Below are 26805 nucleotides of genomic sequence, written 5' to 3'. Positions count from 1 at the left end.
GCGAAGGATCGCCGCCGTGACCGATACCCCACACAACCCGCCCCACCCAGCCGGCGTCCTCGCGCGCATCGACGCCGATGCGTCGCCGCACGCGATGCGCGATCCTTTCGACATCGGCGAAACCCTCACCAGCCTGGCCCGGCTGGGCCAGCCGCTGACGGTCTATCCGAGCCTGGGGGAGCCGACCCTGGTGCGCATCGCCTTCGTACACCCGGAAGAACCGCAATTCACGCTCGACGTCGCCGCCGACCTCCCCGCCGGCCGCGCCACCTTCGTCGCCGCGCTCGAGGGCAACGCCAGGCTGCAGTTCGACCTGGACAGCGACTGGGCTGCACTCCCCGATACGCCGAATATGGTGCCGGCCGTGTTCCCGGAAACCTGCCTGGTCCTGAACCGGCGCGCGGCGCCGCGCCTGGATACCCCGATCAGCGGCAGCTACGCCGCCACCTTCACGCTGATGAACAAGCAGTTCGAGCTGCCGCTGTGCGACTACTCGACCGGCGGCGTCGGCCTGCGCGCGACGCCCGGTGAAGCGGCGGAACTGTATATCGGAAGAAAATTGAAGAGCGTGCGCCTGCAGCTGGGCCCGGCGCTGGCGATCGTCGCCGACCTCGAAATCCGCCTGCTGCGCCCTTTCCGCAGCTTCTTGCTGGGCGAACAGGTGCAGGTCGGGTGCAGCTTCGACAGTATCGAGATGCAGATGCAGCAGAATCTGGAGCATCTGGTGACGTCGGGTTCCAGAAAGTGATTCGACACGCATGGGCCGCATCCGCGTGGACACAAGTGCCCACCCTACGGTGCACGACCGTCCGTAGCAAGTTCATGGAAAGATAGCGTAGCGTAGGGTGGGCACTTGTGCCCACGCGTTCGAAACACATGCTCAACGACACATTCAAACATCGGTCACAGCGTTTGAATGGCGATCACTGCCCTACTGCGTCACCGCCTGCGCCCACGCCAGCGCCGACAGGTGCGCCCTGTTCACTTCCAGCGGGGTCAGGCCCAGCGACCCGGCCAGCGCACCGACCAGGTTCGAACTGAGCTCGCAGGCCTCGGCCAGCGCCAGGTAAGGTCCGTACATCCCCTCGCGCGCCATCAGCGCGCGCACGACTTCCGGCGGCAGCGGAATCGTCTCCAGCACTTCTTTCATCGGCAACCCGAGCAGGCGATCGAGCAGCGAGAACATGCCGGCCACGAACAGGTGTTCGCCCTCGCTTTTCGGCAGCGTATGCAAACCCAGCAGTTCGGTCAGGCGCCCGCGCACCACGGCTGTTTCCATCAGCACCGGCGAGTAGCCGCTGGCGCTGGCGCTGGCCAGCAGCATGGTCAGCCAGCGGTACAGCGGCGCGTAGCCCATCAGGCTGATGGCCTGGCGGATCGACTGCACTTCGCGCCCGGCGCCGAAACCGGCCGAATTGATGTTGCGCAGCAGTTTATAGGTGAGCGCCGGGTCGCGTTTCAGCACGCTTTCAAGCTTGGGAATGTCGTCGTTGTTTTGCACCATCTGCATCAATTGCAGAATGATGGTCTGGGCCGGGTTCAGCCCTTTCACGGGATTGCCCGGGCGCGGCGTCAGGTGCAGCTTGCCGACGAAGGCATCGAGGCCGAGCGCGGCGCAGGCGTCGTAGTCGATCCAGTTGGTGACCGGACGGCCGACCATGCGCAGCGCCGCTTGCCGGGCGGCCGCGTAGGTACGCGCCTGCTCGGCCACGTTGATGCCGGAAAAACGCATCTCGACGTGCGAAGCATACGGCGCGAGTGCGGGCGTGAGGTGCTTGACCTCGAGACCGCGCAGCGAAATGCCGACGCCGCCGGCGCGCACGGCCTGCACGGCGGCGCGGGCGTTCGGGTCCATCAGGTGGCGCGCCTGCAGGCTCAGCACCGTGCGTTCGGGCGGCAGGTTGAACAGCGCATCGGTGGAGAGCATCGCCGGAACGGCGTCGAGGAAGAGTTGCTTGTCGCGCAGCAGCCAGCCGTGCTCGTCGTGGTTGACGTGCTCGGCGACGAAGCCGACCAACTGTTCGAGGTCGGCGTCAAGCATGGCCTGGCCGCCGCGCTGCCACAATAATTCGTAACCGATGACGCGCTGCGCGGAATCGAGCAGCGGTTCGCGGACAATATAGTTGGTGTGATGCATGACGTGCCCGCGCTAATACAGAAGCGGCTGGATGCCGCCGGTACTCAAGTTGCTGCTTAAAACCCCAAGCTGTCGAGCAGGTCGTCGACCTGGCCCTGGTTGGCCACGACCTCGGTGTTGTTTTCCGGCTTGATCTGCGGACCGTTCAGCAGGCCGCTGTCGAGCTCGCGCCGGATTTCGCTCGGGGCGAAATCGATCAGCACTTGCACCAGCTGCTTTTCCAGGTCTTGCGCGATCGAGGTGATCTTGCCGATCACCTGGCCGGTCAGGTCCTGGAAGTCCTGGGCCAGCATGATGTTCATCAGCTCGGCACGGGTGGCGGCTGCGGCGCGTTCGTTCTCGGCCATCGTCGCCACCGTGCGTTCGGCCAGGGTGCGCCAGTCGGCCTCGCCGCCGTTGCCGCCGTCCAGCAGCGCCTGCCAGGACGTGCGCACCTCGGCGCTGCGGCTTTCGACCGCATCCTGCAGGGGGCTGGCCGTATCGGTGGCGTCGAGCACGCGCCTGGCGGCCTGTTCGGAGAGGCGCGCCACATAATCGAGCCGGTCGCGCGCATCCGGAATGTCGCTGGCCGCCTTTTCGACCAGCTTGTCGAGGCCCAGGCCGCGCAGGCTGTCGTGCAGCGCGCGCGTCATGTGGCCTACCCGGATCAGGACTTCGTCGTGTGCGACTGGGTCCGAAGCAACTGCGGCGATCGGCTCGACCATGATCAGGCCTTTTCCATTTTCTCGAAGATCTTGTTGAGCTTCTCGTCGAGCGTGGCCGCGGTGAATGGCTTCACCACGTAGCCGCTGGCGCCGGCCTGGGCCGCCGCGATGATGTTTTCCTTCTTCGCTTCCGCGGTGACCATCAGCACCGGCAGCTTGGCCAGTGCGGGATCGGCACGGATGTTTTGCAGCATGGTCAGACCGTCCATGTTGGGCATGTTCCAGTCCGAGACCACGAAGTCGAATTGCTCGCTGCGCAGCTTGGCCAGCGCCATGACGCCGTCTTCCGCTTCGTCGACGTTGGCGTAGCCCAGTTCTTTCAACAAGTTCCGGACGATGCGGCGCATCGTCGAGAAATCGTCAACAACCAGGAAACGCATCTTTGGATCAGCCATGAATTACTCCGTTTGATTCTTTACTATGGTTAGTGTGGCTTGAGTCGCTGGCATCTGCAGCATCGAGCAAGCTCAAGGATAGCATTTTTGTTGCCGTACGGCGATAAAACAGACCGGAAACGCAACGATTCGGATCGATCCGGATCAAACGCGCAACGCTCTGCCGCCATGCGCCGCCAGATGGCCGAGCACCAGGCCCGGCAAGGCGGTCAGCGGCGCCACTTCGTGGGCGGCGCCGATGGCGATCGCTTCGCGCGGCATGCCGAACACGACGCACGAGGCTTCGTCCTGGGCGAAATTTTGCGCACCGGCGTTTTTCATCTCCAGCATACCAGCAGCGCCGTCTTTCCCCATGCCCGTCAGGATCACACCGACCGCGTTCTTGCCCGCGGCCAGCGCCGCCGAGCGGAACAGCACGTCGACCGAGGGCCGGTGCCGGTTGACCGGCTCGCTTTGTTCGAGACGGGTCATGTAGTTGGCGCCGGAACGCGCCAGCAGCAGGTGCGAATGCCCCGGCGCGATGTAGGCATGACCCGGCAGCACGCGTTCGTTGCCGGCGGATTCGCACACGGTGATCTTGCACAGCGCATCGAGGCGGCGCGCGAACGAGGTGGTAAACCCTTCCGGCATGTGCTGGGCGATCAGGATGCCGGGGCAATCCGAGGGCATCTGCATCAGGAATTCGCGGATCGCCTCGGTGCCGCCGGTGGAGGCGCCGATGATGATCAGCTTTTCGGACGAAATCAAGGGACTGCGCATCGATGGCAAGGAAGTGGTCGGCGCCGGGCTCGGCGCCGCGCGTTTCACCCGGGCACGCGCGGCGGCGCGGATCTTGTCGGCGATCAGTTCGGTGTATTCGCGCATGCCGCTGCCGATCGAGATTTTTGGTTTGGTAACAAAATCGACCGCGCCCAGTTCCAGCGCGCGCATCGTGATTTCCGAGCCGCGTTCGGTCAGGGACGACACCATCAGCACCGGCATCGGGCGCAGGCGCATCAGCTTTTCGAGGAAATCGAGGCCGTCCATTTTCGGCATCTCGACGTCGAGGGTCAGTACGTCGGGATTGTGTTTCTTGATCAGTTCGCGCGCGACCAGCGGATCGGGCGCCGTGGCCACGACTTCCATGTCGGCTTGCGAATTGACGATCTCGCTCATCACGCTGCGGATCAGGGCCGAGTCGTCGACGATCAGGACCTTGGTTTTCATTGGGTCTCCTAACGAGTCAGAACAAATCAGAACAGATCGATCGCGCCGCCGACGGGCTCGACTTTCAAACGCTTGGCGTAGTCGAGTTCGCGTTTCGCCAGCGTGTCGTTCTGGGTTTGCATGAGTTTTTTCACCAGCACCTTCCCCGTCTTCGGGAAGAAGTACACCTTGCGCGGGTGGATGTCGTTCAGGTCTTCGGCCAGCACCGGGATGCGCTCCGTTTTCAGGAACTGCATGACGAAGGCGGCATTCCTTTCGCCCACGTTCATCGCGGTGAAGCCGCGCAGCACGGCGCCGCCGCCGAAGACTTTCGCTTCCAGGTTTTCGCGCCGGGCGCCGGCTTTCAGCAAGTCGTTGATCAGCACTTCCATCGCAAAGCTGCCGTAGCGCATCGAGGCCGATACCGGGCCGCTGTCGCCACCGTCGGGCAGCATGAAATGGTTCATGCCGCCCAGCCCGGTCACGCGGTCGCGGATGCAGGCCGAGACGCAGGAACCGAGCACGGTCACGATCAGCATGTTCTTGCCGGTGTAGTAATACTCGCCCGGCAGGATCTTCGCCGCGTCGCAGTCGAAGGTGCGGTCGTAGTACACGTTGGTGGCGAACTGGCTATTCGAATGCATGGTGTTTCCGGAAGTCAGACGCGTCACGCGCGGCGCTCGTTGCGAATTTCATTGAGCTCGTAGACGGTCTTGCCGCGCAGGCGCAGCGCGTCGGACACGTAGAGGAAGTTTTCCGAGTGGCCGGCGAACAGCAACGCATGCGGCTTCATCAGCGGCACGAAACGCGCCAGGATCTTGCGCTGCGTTTCCTTGTCAAAATAAATCATCACGTTGCGGCAAAAGATCGCATCGAATTGACCGTTCACGGGCCAGTTGTCGCTCAGCAGATTCAGCTGGCGGAAGGTGACCAGCTGGCGCAGTTCCGGACGCACACGCACCATGCCGTCGTTACGCCCCTTGCCGCGCAGGAAGAAACGCTTCAGGCGCGCCGGGTCCATCTTTTCCACGCGTTCCAGGCCGTACATGCCTTCGCTGGCCGTGGCCAGCACGTTGGTATCGATGTCGGTGGCGACGATCTGCACCGGCGGCGTGAGCGAATCAAAGGCTTCGCACAGCGTCATCGCGATCGAATACGGCTCTTCACCGGTCGAACTGGCCGAACACCAGATCGTCAGCGGCGCGTGCTCGCGGCCGCGCAAGGCGTTGGCGTGTTCGGCCAGCAGCGGGAAGTGGTGCGCTTCGCGGAAGAACGAGGTCAGGTTGGTGGTAAGCGCATTCGTGAACGACTCCCACTCCTCGCCCAGGCGCCCTGCTTCGAGGTCGTCGAGGTACTTGCCGAAGGAGACGATGCCGGTCGCGCGCAGGCGCCGCGCCAGGCGGCTGTAGACCATTTCCTGCTTGCTGTCGGCCAGCGAGATGCCGGCGCGGCGGTAGATCAGGGCGCGCACGCGCTCGAAGTCGGCGCGCGTGAAGTCAAATTCCTTGACTGTGTCGGATGTGTGTAACGGCACTTTGCCTTACCTATGTTTCGTTGCCGGTTGTGGAAGCCGGCGGTTGTCTGCTCGGTGCCGTGCAGCTTATGCGGCCAGCTTGTTGTCGATGAGGCCCATTTCGGCGGACGACATCAAACGGTCGATGTCGACCAGGATCAGCATGCGCTCGTCGACCGTGCCCAGGCCGATCAGGTAGTCGGTGGAAAACGCGCTGCCCATGTCCGGCGCCGGCTTGACCTGGTCCGGGGTCAGCGTGGTCACGTCCGAGACGCTGTCGACCACCATGCCCATCACGCGGCCGGCGATGTTCAGGATGATCACGACCGTGAACTGGTCGTAGGTCGGCGTGCCGAGCTTGAACTTGATGCGCATGTCGACCACCGGGATGATGATGCCGCGCAGGTTGATCACGCCCTTGATGAATTCGGGCGCGTTGGCGATGCGGGTGACGGCTTCGTAGCCGCGGATTTCCTGCACCTTCAGGATGTCGATTCCGTATTCTTCCGAGCCGAGCGTAAAGGCGAGGTATTCGTTGCCGGCGCCGTCGGTGGCCTGGGAAAGGTTCATGGACATGTGTATTCCTCGTTATGGTTTCGGTTATGAGGCCAGGGCCTCGTCGGCAAGCTTGCGCAACGGACTCGACGAGCGCACCAGCGCCGCCACGTCGAGAATCAGCGAGACGCCGCCGTCGCCGAGAATGGTGGCGCCGGAAATGCCGGCCACCTTGCGGTAATTCGCTTCCAGGTTCTTCACTACCACGTGCTGCTGGCCGACCAGGTCGTCGATGAGGAGCGCCGCTCGCTTGCCTTCGGATTCCAGGATCACGACGATGCCTTCGCTCGGGTCCTGCACGCGCGCGGCAATGCCGAATACGCCATGCAGGGCGATCAGCGGCAGGTATTCGCCGCGCACTTTGAGCACCTGGCCGCGTCCGGCGATGTCGCGCACGTCTTCGCGGCGCGGTTGCAGCGACTCGACGACATAGCCTAATGGAAGGATATAGATTTCCTCACCGCAACGTATAGTCATCCCATCCAAAATCGCGAGTGTCAGCGGTAAAGAGATGGAAATCGTGGTGCCGAAGCCACGCGCCGAGCGGATGTCGACCGAACCGCCCATCGCGGTGATATTACGTTTGACAACATCCATGCCGACGCCGCGGCCCGAGACGTCGGTGACGACGTCGGCCGTACTAAAGCCCGGCGCGAAGATCAGTTGCCAGACTTCGGCGTCAGGCATGCTGTCGGAAACCGGGATGCCGTTCTGCGCCGCTTTCGCCAGGATGCGCTCGCGGTTCAGGCCGGCGCCGTCGTCGGCGACTTCGATGACGATGTTGCCGCCCTGGTGCCCGGCCGACAGGAACAAACGCCCCGCTTCCGACTTGCCGGCGGCCGCGCGCGCGGCCGGCATCTCGATGCCGTGGTCGATCGAATTGCGCACCAGGTGGGTCAGCGGATCGACGATGCGCTCGATCAGGCCCTTGTCGAGCTCGGTCGCGGCGCCATGCGTGATGAAGTCGACCTTCTTGCCGAGTTTGCCGGCAAGGTCGCGCACCATGCGCGGGAAGCGCGAGAACACGAAGTCCATCGGCATCATGCGGATCGACATCACCGCTTCCTGCAGCTCGCGCGTGTTGCGCGTGAGCTGGGATACCGACGACAGCAGGCGCTCGTGCAGCATCGGGTCGAGATTGCTGGAACGCTGCTCGATCATGGCCTGGGTGATCACCAGTTCGCCGATCAGGTTGATCAGCTGGTCGACCTTTTCGACCGAGACCCGGATCGAGGACGTTTCGGCGCCTTTGTCGTCTTTCCTGGCAGCCTTTGCTTCGACCGCTTCGACGGCGATTGCCGCCGCGGCCGGCGCATCGACCCCGGCCAGCGCGCGGATCTGCTCGATCGGCTGGAAGAAACCGTAGCCGCGCTCTTCGTCGGACAGCTCGGCCTGCACTGCCGGCACGTCGTCGGCCGGGTCGAAAAAGCCGTAGCCCTGCTCGTCCTCGATGCGCGCGCGTTCCGCCGCCTCGAGCGCGCACTGCTGCGGCGTCAGGGGCGGCGCTTCGAATATCTTGAGGTCGTCCGGGTCGAGCACGAAGGAGCAGATGGCGACGATGTCGTCGAGCTTCTCGTGGGTCGTGATGACCAGGGCGCTGCGTCCGCCGTCGAGCGGCGTCACCGACACGCGGCCCATCAGGCCCAGCTCGTCGACCAGCGCGTTGACGTCGCGCTGCGCGATTTCCGGCAGTTCGATCTTGTAGCGGTGCGCGCCTTCGCCCGTCTGCGCCTTCGGTTCGGCATGCAGGAACGACGGTGCCAAGGATGGGGCAAGTGCGGATGCCGCCGGCACCAGTCCCTCGGACAGGTCATGCAGCATCATGCGCACGGTGGCGACCGCATCCTGGTCGACGGCGGCGCCGTTGCGGTGGCCGTCGAGCTGCATCTTGAGCGTATCCTTCGCCGCCAGGAAGGCGTCGACGTGTCCGCTGGTGAGCGCCATCTCGCCCTTGCGGATGCGGTCCAGCAGGGACTCGAGCACGTGCGTCACTTCGCTCATGTCGGTGATGCCGAAGGTCGCGGCGCCGCCCTTGACCGAGTGCGCCGTGCGGAAGATGGCGTTCAGGTCTTCGCTGTCCGGGGCGGCCACGTCCACGTTCAGCAGCAGCCGTTCCATTTCGGCGAGCAGCTCTTCGGCCTCGTCGAAAAAGACCTGGTAAAACTGGCTGATGTCGATCGTCATGGTTTAACCCGGAATGGAACCGCGCGGATCGTGTCGAAGCGCTGCGCCATCGCCTCAGCCGATCACTTTCTTGACGACTTCGATCAGGCGCTGCGGGTCGAACGGCTTGACCAGCCAGCCGTTGGCGCCGGCCGCGCGGCCCTTGGCTTTCATCTCGTCCGAGGATTCGGTGGTCAGCATCAGGATCGGCACCTTCTGGTACTCGGGCAGGCCGCGCAGGTGCTTGATCAGCGCCAGGCCGTCCATGCGCGGCATGTTCTGGTCGGTCAGGACCAGGTCGACGACCTGGTTGCGCGCCTTGTCGAGGCCATCCTGGCCGTCGACCGCTTCCACCACCTGGTAGCCGGCGGCCTTCAGGCTGAACGCCACCATCTGGCGCAGCGAGCTCGAATCGTCGACCGCGAGAATTGTTTTAGCCATGTTGTGCTCCTGCTTGTTCTTGGTTGTTCAGTGTAGGGCGCGGAACCGTCAGAACAGTTCGATGTCGCCGCTTTCGAGATGCTGTTGTTCGACCGATTTGCGCAGCACGCTGCGCAGTTCGAGCGACTGGATCGCCAGCGCCATGCTGACCTTGCCCAGGCGCTCGATGATTTCGTCGCTGTCCGTGTCGGGGCCGATGGCCGCCCCGTGTTCGTCGAGCGTGCCGAGGAATTCGCGCAAGCCGGTCACGCGCTTCAGGGTACGCGCGATCAGCTGGCTCGTCATGTCCTGGAACTGCATGCTGGTGATCGCCGTGTTGACGTGGGTGCCGACGTCGCCCGACATCGCCGCCAGCTGCGCCGCATCTTCAGGGGCCAGGGTGGCGCCGGCGAGCAGGCGGTCGATCGCGCCCTGGCGCGCGCCGACGGCGCCATGGATGGCCATGAAGCTGCTGGTGAGCTTGTCCACCGCTTCTTCCAGCAGCAATTCGGTCTGTTGCAGGTCGGTCTCGACTTCGGCCAGGTGGCGCCGCCCGTGCGCCGACACGCCCGACAGCAGGCGCCTCACATGCGAACCCAATATCTTTTTTCTTGCCATCTTGTCCTCCGGTCGCTGCTATTGCGCTACTGCTTACTTCGTCGCCGCCACCACGGCCTCGGCCGCCGCCGCGCCATCCTGGGCCGGCACGTCGAGCGTGGCGGCGTCGCGCATGACCGCGTCTTCGGTGCGCTTGTTCATCACGATGATGCTGATGCGGCGGTTGATCGGGTTGAACGGGTCGGCGCGGTCGAGCGGTGCCGCCGCGGCCAGGCCGACCACGCGCAGGATCTTGTCGTCGGCCAGGCCGCCCACCACCATGGCGCGGCGCGAGGCGTTGGCGCGGTCGGCCGACAGTTCCCAGTTGCTGTAGCCGGCGTCGCTGAAGTACGGTGTCGAATCGGTGTGGCCGGACAGGCCGATCCGGTTCGGCACGTCGTTCAGCACCATGCCCAGCACGTGCAGGATGTCGCTGGTGTAGGGCTGCAGCGTGGCTTTCGCCAGCGCGAACATCGGGCGGTTCTGCTCGTCGACGATCTGGATGCGCAAGCCTTCGCTGGTGATGTCGAGCAGCAGCTGGTTCCGGTATTTCTTCAGGGTCGGATTGGCGTCGATGACCGCCTCGATCTTCGCCTTCAGCGTGCGCAGGCGCTCGCCCTCGGCCTTTTCCAGCGCGGCTTTGGCGTCGTTCAGGTCGTAGGTCTTCTTGTTGGTTTCCATGTCGCCCTTTTTCACCTGGCCGTTGCGGCGCGTGAGGTCGGTGCCGCCGCCCTGGATGACGGACGAGCTGTCGCCGGAGCCGGAACCACCCGACATCGCCACCTTCAAAGGGTTCTTGAAGAATTCCGAGATGCCGTCGAGGTCGCCCTTGGAGGTCGAACCGAGCAGCCACATCAACAAGAAGAAGGCCATCATCGCCGTCACGAAGTCGGCGTAGGCGATCTTCCAGGCGCCGCCATGATGTCCGCCCGCGGTCTTCTTGATCCGCTTGACGATAATCGGGCGCATTCCTTCATCGGCCATCGGGGTTCCGTGCAGTAGTCAGGTTAAAGGGAAGACGCAGCACTTATTTGCTCTTCGATTTCTTGATGTGCTCTTCGAGCTCGGCGAAGGTCGGGCGCTCGGTCGAGTACAGCACCTTGCGGCCGAATTCGACGGCCAGGGCCGGTGCATAACCGTTCAGGCTGGCCAGCAGGGTCACCTTCACGCACTGGAACATCTTGCTCGACTCTTCCAGCTTCTGTTCCAGGAGGCTCGCCAGCGGACCGACAAAACCATAGGCCAGCAGGATGCCGAGGAAGGTACCGACCAGCGCCTTGGCGATCAGGATGCCCAGTTCCGCCGGCGGGATGCCGACCGATTCCATGGTGTGGACCACGCCCATGACGGCGGCCACGATACCGAAGGCGGGCAGGCCGTCGCCCAGCTTGGCGATCACGTGGGCCGGCACCGCGCCTTCGTGGTGGTGGGTCTCGATCTCGTTGTCCATCAGGTTCTCGATCTGGAAGGCGTCCATGTTCCCCGACACCATCAGGCGCAAGTAATCGGCCATGAATTCGATGATGTGATGGTCGGCCAGGACCAGCGGATACTTCGAGAACAGCGGGCTCGCTTCGGGGGACTCGATATCGCCTTCGATCGACATCAGGCCTTCCTTGCGCACCTTGGAGAGCACGTCGAACAGCAGCGACATCAGTTCCATGTACATGTCGCGCGTGTAGGGCGAACCCTTGAACACGCTCGGCAGCGCCCTCATGGTGGCCTTGATCGACTTGTTATTGTTACCGACAAAGAAGGCGCCGACGGCCGCGCCGCCGATCATCAACAGTTCGATCGGCTGGAACAGCACGGCCGCGTGGCCGCCGGCCATGACGAAGCCGCCGAACACCGACGCGCAGACAATGACGTAACCAATAATGACTAACAAGAACGTGCTCCAGAAAGCGATCGATGGGAGGGCCGGACGCGGCCAGTGATCCGAGACAATGTATCTCAGAAAAAATATTTACGTGGGGAACTACATTAGCTGGAACAATAGCTTGAGAATGGCCTACGGGCAAGTAAAAAGGCCCGATCTGTGGCCTAAAAGTGCCATATGTAGAGAGTTCGACCAGTATCTTGTAGATGGAGCGATACGGCTGGTTGTGCATCTGGAATGGCGAATTCATAAGACATCAGCATGCTGCCCGGCCGCATCTCGCGCCGCGCCTTGTGCCACAGGGCCGTCATCGCCGCCGGCGACAGGTAGGCGAAGACGGCGTCGTAGCCGCCGAAGTCGACCGCAGCGTAGTCGCCGCGGATGAAGCGGGCGCGGCTGCCGCTCAGGCGCGCGCGCAAGAAACTTGCTAGCCAGGGCAGCGGCGCCAGTTCGATGCCGGTGGCGTCGATGCCGGGTGAGCGCCGCGCGAGGTCGAGCACCAGGCCGCCCAGGCCGCTGCCGATGTCGATCACCTTGAGCGCCCTGCCCTGCGGCAGCTGCGCGGCCACCGCATCCCAGGCGCTTTTGCCGGACGGATAATACGGCACCTGGGTGCGGAAGGTCGACCAGTACAAGACCAGCATGAACAGGAACACGGCGAGGAACAGCCAGGGCGGCAGCGCCAGGCCGCTGGCGCCATACAGGGCCAGTGGAAACAGCAGGCAGATCGCGATCCACCACGGCGCCAGCCGCCAGCGCCAGGTAACCACGGCGGCGAACAGGCCTTGCAGGAAGGCAGCCGCCAGGGTGGACGGCTGCGTGCCGGCGCGCGCCAGCAGGTAGACCGCGCACAGGGTCAAGGGAAACGCGGCGATCTGGCACAGGAGCGCACGCACGCTCGGTATGCGCAGAAAGCGAACGATCATGGCGGGTTCACGCCTCGGCCTGGGGATCCTGGCGGGCGGCTTCGGCTTCGGCCGCGCTCTGGGCGGCGGCATCCTTGGCTTTCCGCGTCTTGCCGGCGCGCGAAGGCATGTGGCACAGGCCGCACAGGTAGTCGCGGTTGAGGTCGAAGGTATTGACGACGAACTTGCCCTTGCACTTGCCGCACGGGGCCAGCGCCAGCATATTGCTCTGGAAGAAACGCACCAGGGTCCAGGCGCGGGTCAGCGAGAGCAGCGGCTCTTCGCCGGGTGCGGCCGGCATTTGTTCGAGATAGAGCTGGTAGGCCTTCATCACCGCCTGGACACCGGACGCGCCGGCATGTTCGACCAGGAAGTTATAGATATTGATGAACAGCGAGGAGTGGATGTTCGGCTGCCAGGTCAGGAACCAGTCGGTCGAGAACGGCAGCATGCCCTTCGGCGGCGACATTCCCTTGAGTTCCTTGTACAGCTTGATGAGGCGCTCGCGGGACAGCGAGACTTCGCTCTCGAGCAGTTGCAGGCGGGCGCCTAAATTGATCAGCTCGATGGCAAGCTGGATTTCCTGCGCTTCAGATACGACGCTTTTTTTACTCATCCCATAGCTCCGGATTGTGTCACGGCTTATCGTACACCATCAGCTGAGCTCAACGGGGATTTTACAATGTGGCCAAAAAGAAATTTTACCGACGCGGTCCTGCTGCCTGTCAGGCGATTTCTTCGGCAGGCTGGCCGGCCATCAGGATGGCGGCGTGCGACTGCGCCAGGGCACGGTCCTTGGTATGGCTGGTGAGCATCGACAGGATGGCAGTGTCGTCGAAGCGGAAACGGGCCAGCATCATGTTGCCGCCGGCAAGCTTCAGGATCTGGGCATTGCTCATGCCTTCGATCAGGTCGGCGATGTCGGCCGAAATGCCGAGACGGAAAATGGCGGTGACTTTGTCGGCGCGGATCATTTGCTGGGCCAGCATCAGGTAGCTCAGGTTGGCGTCGCGAATTTCAGCCATCATGTCGTTTGCAGTCATTTTCTTCTCCATCTTCCGTTAAGCCTGGCAGTGTGTGTTGCCAGTGAGATAGATTCTGACTGTAGAGAAACATTAGGGGAATCGGACAGACGCTGTATTTTGCGTCCGGCAAACGCGGGTGTACCCGTAGGAGTTTGTCTGACAAACCCGGGCCGATGAGGAGTGCGCTCCTATGAAGAAGGAGGCGGAACTGCTGCGTTGAGTTACGCTGAATCAACAAATTGACCAGTACAGCAACGCGCTCATGTGTTGGTTTACGTCAACCAAAACCGGAACTTTAGGGCTGTTGTGAATTATTTTTTCACACCCTTCGTTGCCTGATGCACCATTAACGGCAGGGTCGGGAAGAACTTTAGGGTGCTGTCGAACTATTTTTGAAATAATTTTCGACATCGTTCCGCCGGCTCTGATTCCTTTACGGCAGCGTTCGCCTGGACTTTAGGGTTGGAAGCAAAATAATTTGAAAAAAGTGCACGCGCTCTTCGGAAGATAGCAAATCGTCATCGGGCAACGCTCTTGCCTCACCTTTTTCTTGCTACACTCCCGCCCGAACGGCCTGCCCTCCACTCTTTCCATAGATATCAGCATGAGCGAACTTTCGATTACCCGAGCCAGTTGCCTCGCCCGCGACGCCGCCGATCCGCTGGCGCCGCTGCGCGAACGATTCGACCTGCCGCCGGACCTGATCTACCTCGACGGCAATTCGCTGGGCGCGCGCCCGCGCGCGGCGCTCGAACGCGCGCAGGCGGTGGTGGCGCGCGAATGGGGCCATGACCTGATCAAGAGCTGGAACACGGCCGGCTGGTTCGACCTGCCCAAGCGCATGGGCGAACGCCTGGCGCCGCTGATCGGCGCCGGGGCCGGTGAAGTGGCCGTCACCGACACCACCTCGCTCAACCTGTTCAAGGCGCTGGCTGCCGCCGTGCACATGCAGGCCGCCGGACCGAACGCCGCGCGCCGCGTCATCGTCACCGAACGCAGCAACTTCCCGACCGATATCTACATGGCCGAGGGCCTGGCCGGCTGGCTCGAACGCGGCTACCGTGTGCGCCTGGTCGACTCGGTCGAAGAACTGCCCGCCGCCATCGACGCCGACTGCGCCGTCGTCATGCTGACCCACGTGAATTACCGCACCGGCTACCAGCACGACATGGCCGCGCTGACCCGCCACGCGCATGCGAACGGCGCCCTGATCGTCTGGGACCTGGCCCATTCGGCCGGCGCGGTGCCGGTCGACCTGAACGGGGCCGAAGCCGACTTCGCCGTCGGCTGCACCTATAAATACCTGAACGGCGGTCCCGGTTCGCCCGCCTTTATCTGGGTGCCGCAGCGCCACCAGGCGCAATTCGCCCATCCGCTCACCGGCTGGTGGAGCCACGCCAAGCCATTCGCGATGGCACATGGCTTCGCCCCCAGCGACGGCATCGGCCGTGCGCTGTGCGGCACCCAGCCGGTAGTGTCGCTTGCCCTGGTCGAGTGCGGGCTGGAAGTATTCGAAAAGACCGACATGGCGGCGATCCGCGCCAAATCGCTGGCCTTGACCGACCTCTTCATCGAACTGGTGGAAGCGACTTGCGCCGATCACCCGCTCGGACTGGTCACGCCGCGCGAGCACGCACGGCGCGGCAGCCAGGTCAGCTTCACCCATCCGCACGGCTATGCGGTAATGGCGGCGCTGATCGCGCGCGGCGTGATCGGCGACTACCGCGAGCCGGAGATCATGCGCTTCGGCTTCACGCCGCTGTACACGCGTTTCGTCGACGTCTGGGACGCGGTGGCGATACTGAAGGATATCCTCGACCGCGCCGATTACGACGTGGCCGCCGAACGCAGCAACGTGACCTGAGGGCCACCATGGACAGCAACCAGAACAAGGGCGCCGACTGGCACGGCGCGAAGATGGACTTCAAGGAGTCGATGAGCTACGGCGACTACCTTGGCCTGAACCAGATCCTCTCAAGCCAGCACCCGCTCTCGCCCAACCACAACGAGATGCTGTTCATCATCCAGCACCAGACCAGCGAGCTCTGGGTCAAGCTGATGCTGCACGAACTGCATGCCGTGCGCGTGCACCTGCGCACGGGCGAACTCGATCCGGCTTTCAAGATGCTGGCGCGGGTGGCGCGCATCATGGACCAGCTGGTACATGCCTGGGACGTGCTGGCGACGATGACACCATCCGAATATACGGCGATCCGGCCGTATCTTGGCGCCTCCTCGGGCTTCCAGTCGCACCAGTACCGCGAACTCGAATTCATCCTCGGGAACAAGAACGCGGCGCTGCTGGCGGTGCACGAAAAGAACCCGCCGGCGCATGCGATCCTGGCCGCCGCGCTGGACGCGCCCTCGATCTACGACGAAGCCGTGCAGCTGCTGGCGCGCAACGGTTTCGCGATCGCGCCGGAACGCCTGGCGCGCTCGCCGGTGGAACCCACTGCGCACGACGATTCGGTGCAGGCGGCCTGGCTCGCCGTCTACCAGGAACCCGAGCGCCACTGGGGCCTGTACGAACTGGCCGAGAAGCTGGTCGACCTGGAAACCGCCTTTCGCTTCTGGCGCTTCCGCCACGTGACCACGGTCGAGCGCATCATCGGCTTCAAGACCGGCACCGGCGGCACCGCGGGCGTCAGCTACCTGCGCAAGATGCTCGACGTGGCGCTGTTCCCGGAACTGTTCGCGCTGCGCACGGCGCTGTAAGGGTGTTGTCGATCAGGCCATGTAGAATGGCTTGAATACAAAGGAGATTCCATGGATGGCGACGTACTGATTCTTTCCGGCTTGTGGGATTCGGGCCCGCAGCACTGGCAGTCGCACCTGGAAGCGCGCAACCCGGAGTGGCGCCGGGTCGCGCACCGCGACTTCAACAACCCGGCCCGGGACGAATGGGTGGCCGAACTCGATGCGGCGGTCGCCGCCTGCAACGGCGCGCCGGTGCTGGTCGCGCACAGCCTCGGCTGCATCCTGGCCGCGCACTGGGCCGCCTCCGGTTCGCCGCTGCGCGCGGCCGGCGCCTTCCTGGTGGCGCCGAGCGACGTCGATGCGCCCTCTTACCCGATCGGCAGCAACGGCTTCGCGCCGGTGCCGCTGGCGCCCCTGCCTTTTCCCAGCCTGGTGGTCGCCAGCACGAACGACGAATTCGTCACCCGCGAACGGGCGCAAGCCTTTGCCGCAGCCTGGGGCAGCCGCTACGTCGAAATCGGCGAGGCCGGCCACGTGAACGCCGACAGCGGTTATGGCGAATGGCCCGAGGGCGAGCGGCTGTTGCAGGAATTCCTGGCGCAAGTGCGCAAGTAGCACAGACCGGCTGCACACACCGGCACCCCGATGGCACATGATGGCACCTGAGGCCCCTCCCCTTCCGCGCACATTCTCGCTCTACCTCGACGGCTGCCGCTTTCTCGCAGCCATGCTCGTCGTCCTCAGCCATTTCGGCCCCTATGGTGCGCTCCTGCCCGGGACGAGCACATGGTGGCTGACCCTCGGGCGCGAATCGGTGGTGGTGTTCTTCGTGCTGTCCGGTTTCGTCATCGCCTACACCACCGAGCGCAAGAACACCGGGCTACGCGATTACTGCATCGCGCGCTGCACGCGCATCTACTCGGTCGCCCTGCCGCTGGTGCTGCTCGGCTTTGCCGCCGCGGCGCTGCTGAGCTGGGGCGGGTTCGTCGCGCCGTCCGAGTACTACCAGCTCGCCAAGCCCTGGCTCTACCTGCCGCTGCACCTGCTGTTCATGGGCGAGCTCTGGACCGTTTCCGAGCCGCCGCCACTGCTGGCCCCCTACTGGTCGCTCGGCTACGAGGTCTGGTATTACGTGCTGTTCGGCGCCGCCTTTTATTTGCGCGGCGCGCGCCGCATCGTGGCGGTCGGCTCGCTGCTGCTGTTCGTCGGCCCGAAACTGTGGCTGCTGCTGCCGGTCTGGCTGGCCGGCGTCGGCGCCTACCACTGGCAAAAAAAGCACACGATCGCGCGCCCGCTGGCACTGGCCGGCTGGGCCGTCTCGCTGGCCTTGCTGGCGCTGTACAAGGCGAGCGACCTGGAAGCGACGCTGCGCGCGCTGGCGCACGCGCACTGGCCCTTCGCCGCCCTGCAGTTGAAAAGCGCCGACCGCTTCCTGGCCGATTACCTGGTGTGCATGCTGGTGGTGCTCAACTTCGTCTGCGCGAAGAACCTGGATTTTCGCGCCCTGCTGCGCGTCGAGCGCCCGCTGCGCTGGCTGGCCTCGTACACCTTCACACTCTACCTGGTGCACGCGCTGGTGATGCGGGTGTGGCTGATCGTGTATCCGCACCGGCGCTCGGATCCGGTCGACGTGCTGTCGCTGGTGGTCGTCATCGTTTCGGCGACCTGGCTGGCGGGAGAGATCACCGAGCATCGCAAGTGGTGGTTCGAGCGCATGTTCACATGGATGGCCGGCAAGCTGCCGTTTGCGAATCGGACCGATGGTGCGAAATTCGTGCGCTGAACGCGTGGGCATGCCCACCCTACGGAACTGCCATTTTCGGATCGAACGGCGCTGCGAATTCATGCGCTGAACTGCGTGGGCTCGAGAGCCCACGCGTACGCACCGACGATCATTCGCGGCGCATCCGTCAAACACGCGGCACAAAAAAACCGGGCGCGAAGCCCGGTTTTTCATTCAACGTCAACGCTTACTTCGCCAGCAGCATCTCGTTCAAGCGCTTCACGAAACTGGCCGGATCGGCCAGGCTGCCGCCTTCGGCCAGCATCGCCTGGTCGAACAGGATGTGCGACCAGTCGGCAAAGCGCGGGCTCGCCGCGTCTTCGTACTTCAGGCGCGTCACCAGCGGGTGGTTCGGGTTGATCTCGAGGATCGGCTTCGATTCAGGGGCGTTCTGGCCGGCGGCTTTCAGCATGCGCACCAGGTTGGCCGACAGCTCGTGCTCGTCCGCCACCAGGCAGGCCGGCGAATCGGTCAGGCGGTGCGTCACGCGCACGTCCTTGGCTTTATCGGCCAGCGCGCCCTTCATCTGCTCGACCAGTTCCTTGTACTGGGTCTCGGTCTCTTCGTGTTCCTTTTTCTCGGCTTCGTCTTCCAGCTTGCCGAGATCGAGGCCGCCCTTGGCCACCGAGGTCAGTTCCTTGCCTTCGAATTCGGTCAGGAACGACAGCATCCACTCGTCGACGCGGTCGGTCAGCAGTAGTACTTCGACGCCCTTCTTGCGGAAGATCTCGAGGTGCGGGCTGTTCTTCGCCGCGTTGAAGTTGTCGGCCGTGACGTAGTAGATCTTGTCCTGGCCTTCCTTCATGCGCGCCACGTAGTCGGCGAACGAGACGGTCTGTTCATCCGAGTCGTTCTGGGTCGAGGCGAAGCGCAGCAGCTTGGCGATACGGTCCTTGTTGGTCGCGTCTTCGCCGATGCCCTCTTTCAGCACCTGGCCGAATTCCTTCCAGAAGGTGACGTACTTGGCCTTGGTGTCCGCTTCGTCGGCGTTCGCCAGTTCTTCCAGCATGCCCAGCACGCGCTTGGTCGAGCCTTCGCGGATCACCTTGACGTCGCGCGACTCCTGCAGGATCTCGCGCGAGACGTTCAGCGGCAGGTCGGCCGAGTCGATCACGCCCTTGATAAAGCGCAGGTAGGTCGGCATCAGCTGCTCGGCGTCGTCCATGATGAAGACGCGCTTGACGTACAGCTTGATGCCGCCGCGCTTGTTGCGGTCCCACAGGTCGAACGGCGCGTGGCCCGGCACGTACAGCAACTGGGTGTACTCGCTGCGGCCTTCGACGCGGTTGTGCGTGTAGGTCAGCGGTTCCTGGAAGTCGTGCGAGACGTGCTTGTAGAATTCGTCGTACTGCTCTTTGGTGATGTCCGAGCGGTTGCGCGCCCACAGCGCGCTGGCCTGGTTCACGGTCTCGAACTCGTCCTTCAGCACGGTCGCCTTGGCTTCCTCGTCCCACTCTTCCTTCTGCATCAGGATCGGCAGCGAGATGTGGTCGGAGTACTTGCGGATGATCGATTTGAGCTTCCAGTTCGACAGCAGCTCTTCCTCGCCAGCGCGCAGGTGCAGGATGACGTCGGTACCGCGGCCGGTCTTTTCGATCGATTCGACACTGTAGTCGCCTTCGCCGGTCGATTCCCAGCGTACGCCTTCACTGCCTTCCGCGCCGGCGCGGCGCGTTTCGACCGTGATGCGGTCAGCGACGATGAAGCCCGAATAGAAGCCCACGCCGAACTGGCCGATCAGGGCCGCGTCGGCCTGCTGGTCGCCCGACAGGCGCGAGAAGAATTCCTTGGTGCCCGACTTGGCGATCGTGCCCAGGTGCGAAATCACTTCGTCGCGGCTCATGCCGATGCCGTTGTCGGAAATCGTGACGGTCTTGGCATCCTTGTCGAAGCTGACGCGGATCTTCAGTTCATGGTCGTTGCCGTACAGGGCATCGTTGTTGATCGCTTCGAAGCGCAGCTTGTCGGCGGCGTCGGAGGCGTTCGAGATCAGTTCGCGCAGGAAGATTTCCTTGTTGGAGTACAAGGAGTGAATCATCAGTTGCAGCAGCTGTTTGACTTCAGCTTGAAAGCCAAGGGTTTCTTTTTCGGCGTGCGCCATCTTGTTCCTCGTGGTGGTTCTGGTTAACGATACGGTTGAACGGATTGCTGCAATATTGGGATAAGGTTACGCTTTTCAAGAGGCACTTATTCGGACCGGGGTGGGAAGCTCGGGCTGGAGTCCGATGAGCGCTGCGCGCTTGACGAAATGACAACAAAATATTTTCCTCGTGCGAACTAGCGGCGTATGATTGCCCTGATCACCCTGCCAATCGCATTTTTCCGGAACGGGAAACATGACCGCACCCGATGCCATGCTCCAGCTTGCCCGCGCCTTCCCCGCCGCACTCGCGCTCAGGGTGGACGGGGTTGCCGATCGCCTTGCCCTCGAACAGCCGCGCATTTCCCCGCACTGCTTTGCGGTCCGCCTGCACGGTGAGGAACTGTTCATTCCGGAACGGCTGTACTGCAAACCCGACACCCTGCTGGCGGCCACGCGCATCGAAGGGATCGAGGGGGCGATCGCGCTCTGTCTCGGCACGCGCGATCACGACGGCTTCGTGCGCGAGCATTGCGTGCGCCGCCTGCTGAGCGAGCGCCACGACTGGGTCATTCCCTTCGTTGTGCGTCTGGTCGGCGAGTACGTGGCCCAGATCGTGGCCGCCATCGAAGCGGCCCTGCCCGGTCTCGACGCCGCCTATGGCAGCTTCCTGCGCGACAATCCGCGCTTCCTCGACACGACCGAGCGGCGCGTCATCAGCTACTGGTACGCCTACCAGCACGTCGGCTACCGCGAACGCGGCGCCGAGCCGGGGTCGCGGGTGATTGCCGCCTTCCGGCGGATGGCCGAGGGCGCGGCGTGATGCCCCGCCAGGATGACAATTGGTGAGTTTGTAAGAAAATAAAATGCTTATACTCGGCCGTTGGCAAATTTCACTCGCTGACGATGACCGCACCGTTCACCTTCTTCCCCACCTGCCGCGCGCGCGTGCGCCGCATCCTGTCCCTGCTGTTCACGCTGACCGGCCTGGCGCTTTGCAATCCTGCCGCCGCGGACACTTTCATTCCGCGCGACATGCGCGCCTGTAGCGCGGAACCCGGCGCCGCCAGTGACGAACTCCCCTGCAAGCAACCCTTGTCGGCACCGGCCATCGCGGCCGAACTCGACAAGCTGAAAACGACGGATTTCGCCTATGCAGTGGAAGGCGACACCCTGTTCGTCAGCGTCCGCATGACGCCGGGCGAGATCGCCTACCCGAAAGGCCCTTACCTCTGCTGCGAAATCCAGGCCTACCTCGACAAGGTCTCGGAAAATGTATATGCCGCTAGTTTTCGCTGGAACCGGATGGCAAGCGCCATGCTGGACCTGCAATTCCTGCAACTGAAAGGCCGCCCGGAGACCCGCTTCCAGCTGCGCGGCTCGCCGCAGTTCGTGTTTGCCGGCGACAAGGTCATCCCTGGCCTGGTCACCCGCGCCGGGGCGCAATTGACGACCAGCACCTATGCCGCAGCGGGCGAATACGGAGCGCGCAAGGTCACCGTCTTCCGGGGCGCGTCCTGCCGCGCGACGGTCGCTGCCTGCTCGGTCCTCTATATGCCCGACGGTCACGACATCGGCAAACTCGTCGACAACGCGCTGGCGAACGGGTTCGACATGCGCCGTTTCGTCGTGGCCGGGGTGCACAATGCCGAGCGCGACCCCGCCGGGTCGCGCATCGAGGAACTGGTGCTGGACGCGAACCCGGCGCGCTACGACGCCTTCATGCGTTTCGTCACCGCGGACCTGGCGCGCCGGATCGAAGGCGGCGTCCGGCCCCAACGCCGGCTGGCGGCCGGTTACTCGAACGGCGGCGCCTGGGCCTACGATGCACTGTTCTCGCAGGGCCGGCATTTCGACGGCGCCATCGTCATGTCGCCGGCGCAGTGGCGTACCCGCGGCGACGGCTCCCTGGCTGGCCGCCTTGCCTTCGTGGGCGCCGGTTACATGGAACGCAGTTATTACCAGAACGCTTTGGTGATCGCGGCCGGGCTGAAAGCGCGCGGCGCCGCCGTGACGGAGACCTATGTCCCGAGCGGCCACGGCTTGAACACCTGGGTGAACGTCTGGAATGCCGCCATCGGGGAACTCGACCGGCAACCGCAATAAGGCCGCGCCGGGCGGTGTCCATCCGGGCTGGCAAGTCGTACAATACCGGCTTCATCCACGCTACAGAGAACACCATGTCCGTCTACGACAAACTGAAGGAACTGAACATCACCCTGCAGAACGCCGCCGCCCCGGCCGCCGCCTACGTCATGTACGTGCAGACCGGTAACCTGGTCTTCGTGTCGGGCCACATCGCCAAGAATGCCGACGGTTCGGTCAACGTCGGCCAGCTGGGCAAGGACAAGACCACGGCCGACGGGCAAGCAGCCGCACGCGCGATCGCGATCGACCTGATGGGCACCCTGCAGGATGCCTGCGGCGGCGACCTGACCCGTGTCAAACGCATCGTCAAGCTGATGAGCCTGGTGAACTCGACCCCGGACTTCACCGAGCAGCACCTGGTCACCAACGGCGCCTCGGAACTGTTCGGCGAAGTCTTCGGCGACGCCGGCAAGCACGCCCGCTCGGCCTTCGGCGTGGCCCAGATCCCGCGCGGCGCCTGCGTCGAGATCGAAATGATCGTCGAAGTCGCGTAACACTTCCTGGAGGCCGGGCCACAAGCCCGGCCTTTTTTACGGCAGGCGGCCTACCGGCACGCCATCATGGCCGGCCCGACCGGCGGCACCTACCAGTGAGACCAGCATGAAAATCGAGAATCCCTATCCCATCCAGTGGCAGTTTTCGGAGCGCGCGCAGGGCCTGCAAAGCTCGTTCATCCGCGAGATCCTGAAGATCACCCAGCGTCCGGAGATCATCTCCTTTGCCGGCGGCCTGCCCTCGCCCGCGACCTTCCCGGTCGAGCGCATGAAGGCGGCCTACGACAAGGTGCTGTCGCAGACCGGCAAGGTCGCCCTGCAATACGGTCCGACCGATGGCTTCGCGCCGCTGCGCGAATGGATCGCCGCTTCGCTGTCGACGGAAGGAACGAAGATCCTGCCCGAGCAGATCCTGATGGTGTCGGGCTCGCAGCAGGCGCTCGATTTGATCGGCAAGGTGCTGATCGACGAAGGCAGCCGCGTGCTGGTCGAAACCCCGAGCTACCTGGGCGCGCTGCAGGCGTTTTCGGTCTATCGCCCGGAATTCGCCTCGGTCGCCACCGACGACGACGGCCTGGTGCCGTCCTCGATCGAAGCCGTGGCCGACGGCGCGCGCCTGCTGTATTCGCTGCCGAACTTCCAGAACCCGACCGGCCGCTCGCTCTCGATCGCGCGCCGCCAGGAACTGGTGGAAACCTGCGCCCGCCTGGGCCTGCCCCTGATCGAGGACGATCCCTACGGCGCCCTCTCGTACTCGGGCGCACCGATGCCGAAGATGGTCGCCATGAACCCGGACGGCGTCATCTACATGGGTTCGTTCTCGAAGGTGCTTACGCCGGGCATCCGCCTCGGCTACGTGTGCGCCCCGCTGCCGCTGGTGCGCCGCCTCGAACTGGCCAAGCAGGCGGCCGACCTGCACACCGCCCAGCTGACCCAGATGGTGGTGCACGAAGTGGTCAAGGATGGCTTCCTCGACGAGCACATTCCCACCATCCGCACCCTGTACGGCAACCAGTGCCGCGCCATGCTCGATGCGATGGACGAGCACTTCCCGCCAGGCGTCAGCTGGACCAGGCCGGACGGCGGCATGTTCATCTGGGTGACCCTGCCGAAGAGCATCGACGCCATGAAACTGCTCGACACGGCCATCGCTTCGCGCGTCGCCTTTGTGCCGGGCGCGCCCTTCTATGCGAACGAAGGCGAGACCAATACGCTGCGGCTGTCGTTCGTGACGGTGCCGCCGGAGCGCATTCGCGAAGGGATTGCGATCCTGGGCAAGCTGATCGCCGCGATGTTGTAAAAAAGTCCGGTGGACGGGGAAAACCCGTCCACCGGACGAAAACGGGCACCCCGATTGGTTGCATAATTGCAACAAATAAAACTGGCTTAGAAGCAACAAAATTGCCCGCTCGTACCGACATCGCGGTATGATTTTGAACGAGATCACATCCGTCACCGCGACGCACGCAATGTCCACTCCCGCCCTCGCCCCGGCCGCAAGCAAGCGCCAGGCTGCCATTTTGATCGTCGACGATGCCCCTTCCCAGCTCGGGATGATGCGTTCCATGATGCTCCAGCAGGGTTACCAGACCTTCGTTGCCAACAGCGGCGAACGGGCCCTCGCCATTGTTCTCCAGGCGCAGCCGGACCTGGTGCTGCTCGACATCGTCCTGCCCGGCATGGATGGCATGGAAGTGTGCCGCCGCCTGAAGGCGCATCCTGCTACCCACAACATCCCCGTCATCTTCATGAGCGCGAAGACGGATACCGACGACATCGTCGCCGCCTTCGACATCGGCGCCTCCGATTACATCGCCAAGCCGCTGCGCCTGGCCGAGGTGTGCGCCCGCGTGCGCGCCCAGCTGCAGTTCCGCCGCACCAGCCTGTCGCAGCAACAGCAGGCCGAACGCCTGCGCCTGATCGTCGACAGCATGGACGAGGGCCTGATGGTGATCGAACCGTCCGGGCGCATCCAGTACACCAATCCCGCCTGCGACCGCTACCTCGGCTATGCGGCGGGCGAATTGAGCGGCGCCGCGCTCGACGACCTGCTGGCGCCCTCGGTGGCGCAGGAATACCTCGACCTGTTCAGCCAGGAGATGGCTGAAGGAGCGGATCCGGCCTGCCGCGGCGCGCGCGAAGTGCTGATCCGCCGGCGCGACGGCGTCCTGCGCGCGATGGATTTCACGCTGACGCCGATGGCGGCCGACCAGCCGCTGTTCGTCGCCCTGCTGCACGACATCACCCACCACAAGCAGTCCGAGAATGCGCTGCAGCGCGCCGCCCTGGCAGACCCGCTGACAAAGATCGCCAACCGGCGCCACTTCGACAGCTTCATGGACAAGGAATGGCAGCGCGCGGTCCGCTCGGGCGAGCCGCTGTCGCTGATCGTGCTCGACGTCGACCACTTCAAGGGCTACAACGACAGCCTCGGCCACGCGGCCGGCGACACCTGCCTGCAGCAGGTGGCGATGGCGCTGCAATCGCATGCGCTGCGCGCCACCGACCTGGCGGCACGTTACGGCGGCGAGGAATTCGCGCTGCTGTTCGGCGAAACCGGTTTCGAGGCCGCCTGCGCGCTGGCCGAAGCGATCCGCGCCCACGTCGAAGCCCTGAACATTCCGAACCCGCGCTCGACGACCTCGCGCTGGGTTACCGCCAGTCTGGGCGTGGCGACGATCGTGCCGACCCAGCTCGACGACATCAAGGAATTTTTCGTCTGCGCCGACCGCGCCATGTATGCGGTCAAGGATGCCGGGCGCAACGGCGTGCGCGCGGTGCGGATGGGCGCGACCCTGGACACGATCGAAGCGGCACTGCAAGCCTGAAGCCAGGCGTGCCGCTGCCGGCGCGGCGCATGATGGTATCGGCTTATAATGGTCGTTTCGCGTTTCTACCTCGACCGCCGTGAATCCCAACCTCGACAAGCTCCACCCCTACCCCTTCGAAAAGCTGCGCGCGCTGTTCGCCGGCGTGACGCCGAATGCCGATCTCGCGCCGATCAGCCTCGGCATCGGCGAACCGAAGCACCCGACGCCCTCGTTCATCGAAAAGGCCCTGATGCATGCGGTGGCCGGCCTGTCGAACTACCCGAGCACGGTCGGCGGCGAGCCGCTGCGCGCGGCCATTGCCGGCTGGCTCGAGCGCCGCTACGGCCTGCCGCACCTGGACCCGGCGACGATGGTCCTGCCGGTCAACGGTTCGCGCGAGGCGCTGTTCGCGATCGCCCATTGCGTCGTCGACGCCAGCCGCCCCGACCCGCTGGTGCTGTGCCCGAACCCGTTCTACCAGATCTACGAAGGCGCGGCCTACCTGGCCGGCGCCACGCCCTGGTTCGTCAACTCGGACCCGGCGCGCAACTTCGCGCCCGACTACGGCGCCGTGCCGGACGACGTGTGGGCGCGCGTGCAGCTGCTGTACGTCTGCTCGCCGGGCAACCCGACCGGCGCCGTGCTGACGCTGGACGACTGGCGCGAACTGTTCGCGCTGGCGGACCGCCACGGCTTCGTGATCGCGGCCGACGAATGTTATTCCGAGATCTATGCCGGCGCGGCGCCGCCGCTGGGCGCGCTGGAAGCGGCGCACCAGCTCGGGCGGCACGACTATGCGAACCTGATCGTGTTCTCGAGCCTGTCGAAGCGCTCGAACGTGCCGGGCATGCGCTCGGGCTTCGTGGCCGGCGACCCGGCCCTGCTCAAGCGCTTCCTGCTGTACCGCACCTACTGCGGCGGCGCGATGTCGCCTGTGGTGCAGGCCGCCTCGATCGCGGCCTGGAACGACGAAACCCACGTGCAGGACAACCGCACGCTGTACAAGGAAAAGTTCAAGCTCATCACGCCGCTCCTGCGCGAAGTGATGGACGTCGAGCTGCCCGACGCCGGCTTCTACCTGTGGGCCGACGTGCGCCGCACCGGCCTGTCGGACACCGACTTCGCACGCCGGCTGTACGCCGAATATAATGTGACGGTTCTGCCCGGATCCTACCTCGCGCGCGACGCGCACGGGACCAATCCGGGCCGCAACCGCATCCGCATGGCGCTGGTGGCAGGCGTCGACGAAGGGCTGGAAGCAGCCAATCGCATCGTCCAGTTCTGCCAGTCCCTGCGCAAAGAATCCTGACACCGA

At 64.2% G+C, this 26805-nt stretch carries 27 protein-coding genes; 11 read left to right on the top strand and 16 right to left on the bottom strand.

Going from position 1 to position 26805, the window contains the following annotated elements; translation table 11 throughout:
- Window positions 1-16: 16 nt before the first annotated feature.
- Window positions 17-748: a PilZ domain-containing protein gene (locus AC56LG_RS11810; RefSeq protein WP_497166291.1), complete on the top strand. Its 732-nt coding sequence runs from the start codon at window positions 17-19 to the stop codon at window positions 746-748.
- A 183-nt stretch (window positions 749-931) separates the two neighbouring features.
- Here AC56LG_RS11810 and AC56LG_RS11805 read toward each other — a convergent pair whose 3' ends face one another.
- The 15 genes from AC56LG_RS11805 to flhD all read right to left on the bottom strand — a co-directional run bounded on the left by AC56LG_RS11805 (window position 932) and on the right by flhD (window position 13496).
- Window positions 932-2137, bottom strand: a complete 1206-nt coding sequence (locus AC56LG_RS11805) for an EAL and HDOD domain-containing protein (RefSeq protein ID WP_497166290.1) — start codon at window positions 2135-2137, stop codon at window positions 932-934.
- Between the two features lie 56 nt (window positions 2138-2193).
- Window positions 2194-2841, bottom strand: coding sequence for a protein phosphatase CheZ (gene cheZ, locus AC56LG_RS11800; protein WP_497166289.1), 648 nt, complete (start codon window positions 2839-2841; stop codon window positions 2194-2196).
- Between the two features lie 2 nt (window positions 2842-2843).
- On the bottom strand, window positions 2844-3236 hold the full coding sequence (gene cheY / locus AC56LG_RS11795; RefSeq protein WP_192052371.1) for a chemotaxis response regulator CheY: 393 nt from the start codon (window positions 3234-3236) through the stop codon (window positions 2844-2846).
- 144 nt (window positions 3237-3380) lie between these two features.
- Window positions 3381-4442, bottom strand: coding sequence for a protein-glutamate methylesterase/protein-glutamine glutaminase (locus AC56LG_RS11790; RefSeq protein WP_497166288.1), 1062 nt, complete (start codon window positions 4440-4442; stop codon window positions 3381-3383).
- A gap of 26 nt (window positions 4443-4468) precedes the next feature.
- Window positions 4469-5065 carry a chemoreceptor glutamine deamidase CheD gene (gene cheD, locus AC56LG_RS11785; protein ID WP_497166287.1) on the bottom strand — a complete coding sequence of 199 codons (597 nt, stop codon included), beginning with the start codon at window positions 5063-5065 and terminating at the stop codon, window positions 4469-4471.
- Between the two features lie 23 nt (window positions 5066-5088).
- On the bottom strand, window positions 5089-5955 hold the full coding sequence (locus AC56LG_RS11780; RefSeq protein ID WP_497166286.1) for a CheR family methyltransferase: 867 nt from the start codon (window positions 5953-5955) through the stop codon (window positions 5089-5091).
- 66 nt (window positions 5956-6021) lie between these two features.
- On the bottom strand, window positions 6022-6510 hold the full coding sequence (locus AC56LG_RS11775; RefSeq protein ID WP_497166285.1) for a chemotaxis protein CheW: 489 nt from the start codon (window positions 6508-6510) through the stop codon (window positions 6022-6024).
- A gap of 24 nt (window positions 6511-6534) precedes the next feature.
- A complete protein-coding gene (gene cheA / locus AC56LG_RS11770; protein ID WP_497166284.1) occupies window positions 6535-8673 on the bottom strand; it encodes a chemotaxis protein CheA in 2139 nt (712 codons plus the stop codon).
- Between the two features lie 54 nt (window positions 8674-8727).
- Window positions 8728-9093, bottom strand: coding sequence for a response regulator (locus tag AC56LG_RS11765; protein ID WP_497166283.1), 366 nt, complete (start codon window positions 9091-9093; stop codon window positions 8728-8730).
- A 48-nt stretch (window positions 9094-9141) separates the two neighbouring features.
- Window positions 9142-9690: a chemotaxis protein gene (locus AC56LG_RS11760; protein WP_497166282.1), complete on the bottom strand. Its 549-nt coding sequence runs from the start codon at window positions 9688-9690 to the stop codon at window positions 9142-9144.
- Between the two features lie 33 nt (window positions 9691-9723).
- Entirely contained in the window at window positions 9724-10653 is a 930-nt protein-coding gene (motB, locus tag AC56LG_RS11755; RefSeq protein ID WP_497166281.1) for a flagellar motor protein MotB, read from the bottom strand.
- Between the two features lie 43 nt (window positions 10654-10696).
- Window positions 10697-11557: a flagellar motor stator protein MotA gene (gene motA / locus AC56LG_RS11750; RefSeq protein WP_497166280.1), complete on the bottom strand. Its 861-nt coding sequence runs from the start codon at window positions 11555-11557 to the stop codon at window positions 10697-10699.
- A gap of 155 nt (window positions 11558-11712) precedes the next feature.
- The gene (locus AC56LG_RS11745) at window positions 11713-12474 is read right to left on the bottom strand and encodes an SAM-dependent methyltransferase (RefSeq protein WP_497166279.1); all 762 of its coding nucleotides are present in this window, start codon (window positions 12472-12474) and stop codon (window positions 11713-11715) included.
- Between the two features lie 7 nt (window positions 12475-12481).
- On the bottom strand, window positions 12482-13069 hold the full coding sequence (gene flhC, locus AC56LG_RS11740) for a flagellar transcriptional regulator FlhC (RefSeq protein ID WP_497166278.1): 588 nt from the start codon (window positions 13067-13069) through the stop codon (window positions 12482-12484).
- Between the two features lie 109 nt (window positions 13070-13178).
- Window positions 13179-13496: a flagellar transcriptional regulator FlhD gene (gene flhD, locus AC56LG_RS11735; RefSeq protein WP_229437064.1), complete on the bottom strand. Its 318-nt coding sequence runs from the start codon at window positions 13494-13496 to the stop codon at window positions 13179-13181.
- Window positions 13497-14082: 586 nt separating this feature from the next.
- Between flhD and kynU the strand changes: the two genes are divergently transcribed.
- The 4 genes from kynU to AC56LG_RS11715 are packed head-to-tail and all read left to right on the top strand — an operon-like array spanning window position 14083 to window position 17958.
- A complete protein-coding gene (gene kynU / locus AC56LG_RS11730; RefSeq protein WP_497166277.1) occupies window positions 14083-15342 on the top strand; it encodes a kynureninase in 1260 nt (419 codons plus the stop codon).
- A gap of 8 nt (window positions 15343-15350) precedes the next feature.
- Entirely contained in the window at window positions 15351-16193 is an 843-nt protein-coding gene (gene kynA, locus AC56LG_RS11725) for a tryptophan 2,3-dioxygenase (protein WP_497166276.1), read from the top strand.
- 51 nt (window positions 16194-16244) lie between these two features.
- Window positions 16245-16790: an RBBP9/YdeN family alpha/beta hydrolase gene (locus tag AC56LG_RS11720; protein ID WP_497166275.1), complete on the top strand. Its 546-nt coding sequence runs from the start codon at window positions 16245-16247 to the stop codon at window positions 16788-16790.
- 37 nt (window positions 16791-16827) lie between these two features.
- Window positions 16828-17958, top strand: a complete 1131-nt coding sequence (locus AC56LG_RS11715) for an acyltransferase family protein (protein WP_497166274.1) — start codon at window positions 16828-16830, stop codon at window positions 17956-17958.
- Between the two features lie 187 nt (window positions 17959-18145).
- Here the strand turns inward: AC56LG_RS11715 and htpG are convergent, their stop codons facing one another.
- On the bottom strand, window positions 18146-20059 hold the full coding sequence (htpG, locus tag AC56LG_RS11710; protein WP_497166273.1) for a molecular chaperone HtpG: 1914 nt from the start codon (window positions 20057-20059) through the stop codon (window positions 18146-18148).
- 235 nt (window positions 20060-20294) lie between these two features.
- Between htpG and AC56LG_RS11705 the strand changes: the two genes are divergently transcribed.
- The 6 genes from AC56LG_RS11705 (at window position 20295) to dapC (ending at window position 26799) form a co-directional block, all read left to right on the top strand.
- Complete coding sequence (locus AC56LG_RS11705) at window positions 20295-20861, top strand: hypothetical protein (RefSeq protein ID WP_497166272.1); 567 nt, start codon at window positions 20295-20297, stop codon at window positions 20859-20861.
- An 83-nt stretch (window positions 20862-20944) separates the two neighbouring features.
- Window positions 20945-22144, top strand: coding sequence for an alpha/beta hydrolase (locus AC56LG_RS11700; protein WP_497166271.1), 1200 nt, complete (start codon window positions 20945-20947; stop codon window positions 22142-22144).
- A 74-nt stretch (window positions 22145-22218) separates the two neighbouring features.
- The gene (locus AC56LG_RS11695; RefSeq protein ID WP_497166270.1) at window positions 22219-22680 is read left to right on the top strand and encodes a RidA family protein; all 462 of its coding nucleotides are present in this window, start codon (window positions 22219-22221) and stop codon (window positions 22678-22680) included.
- Window positions 22681-22786: 106 nt separating this feature from the next.
- The gene (locus AC56LG_RS11690) at window positions 22787-23980 is read left to right on the top strand and encodes an aminotransferase-like domain-containing protein (RefSeq protein WP_497166269.1); all 1194 of its coding nucleotides are present in this window, start codon (window positions 22787-22789) and stop codon (window positions 23978-23980) included.
- A gap of 169 nt (window positions 23981-24149) precedes the next feature.
- A complete protein-coding gene (locus AC56LG_RS11685) occupies window positions 24150-25508 on the top strand; it encodes a diguanylate cyclase (RefSeq protein WP_497166268.1) in 1359 nt (452 codons plus the stop codon).
- A 79-nt stretch (window positions 25509-25587) separates the two neighbouring features.
- On the top strand, window positions 25588-26799 hold the full coding sequence (gene dapC / locus AC56LG_RS11680; RefSeq protein ID WP_497166267.1) for a succinyldiaminopimelate transaminase: 1212 nt from the start codon (window positions 25588-25590) through the stop codon (window positions 26797-26799).
- The last annotated feature ends 6 nt before the right edge of the window (window positions 26800-26805 follow it).

This window comes from Telluria sp. ZB2R32 (assembly GCF_059685715.1).
Note: the sequence above shows the minus strand (reverse complement) of the source record. Positions and strands in the feature narration are given on the sequence as shown.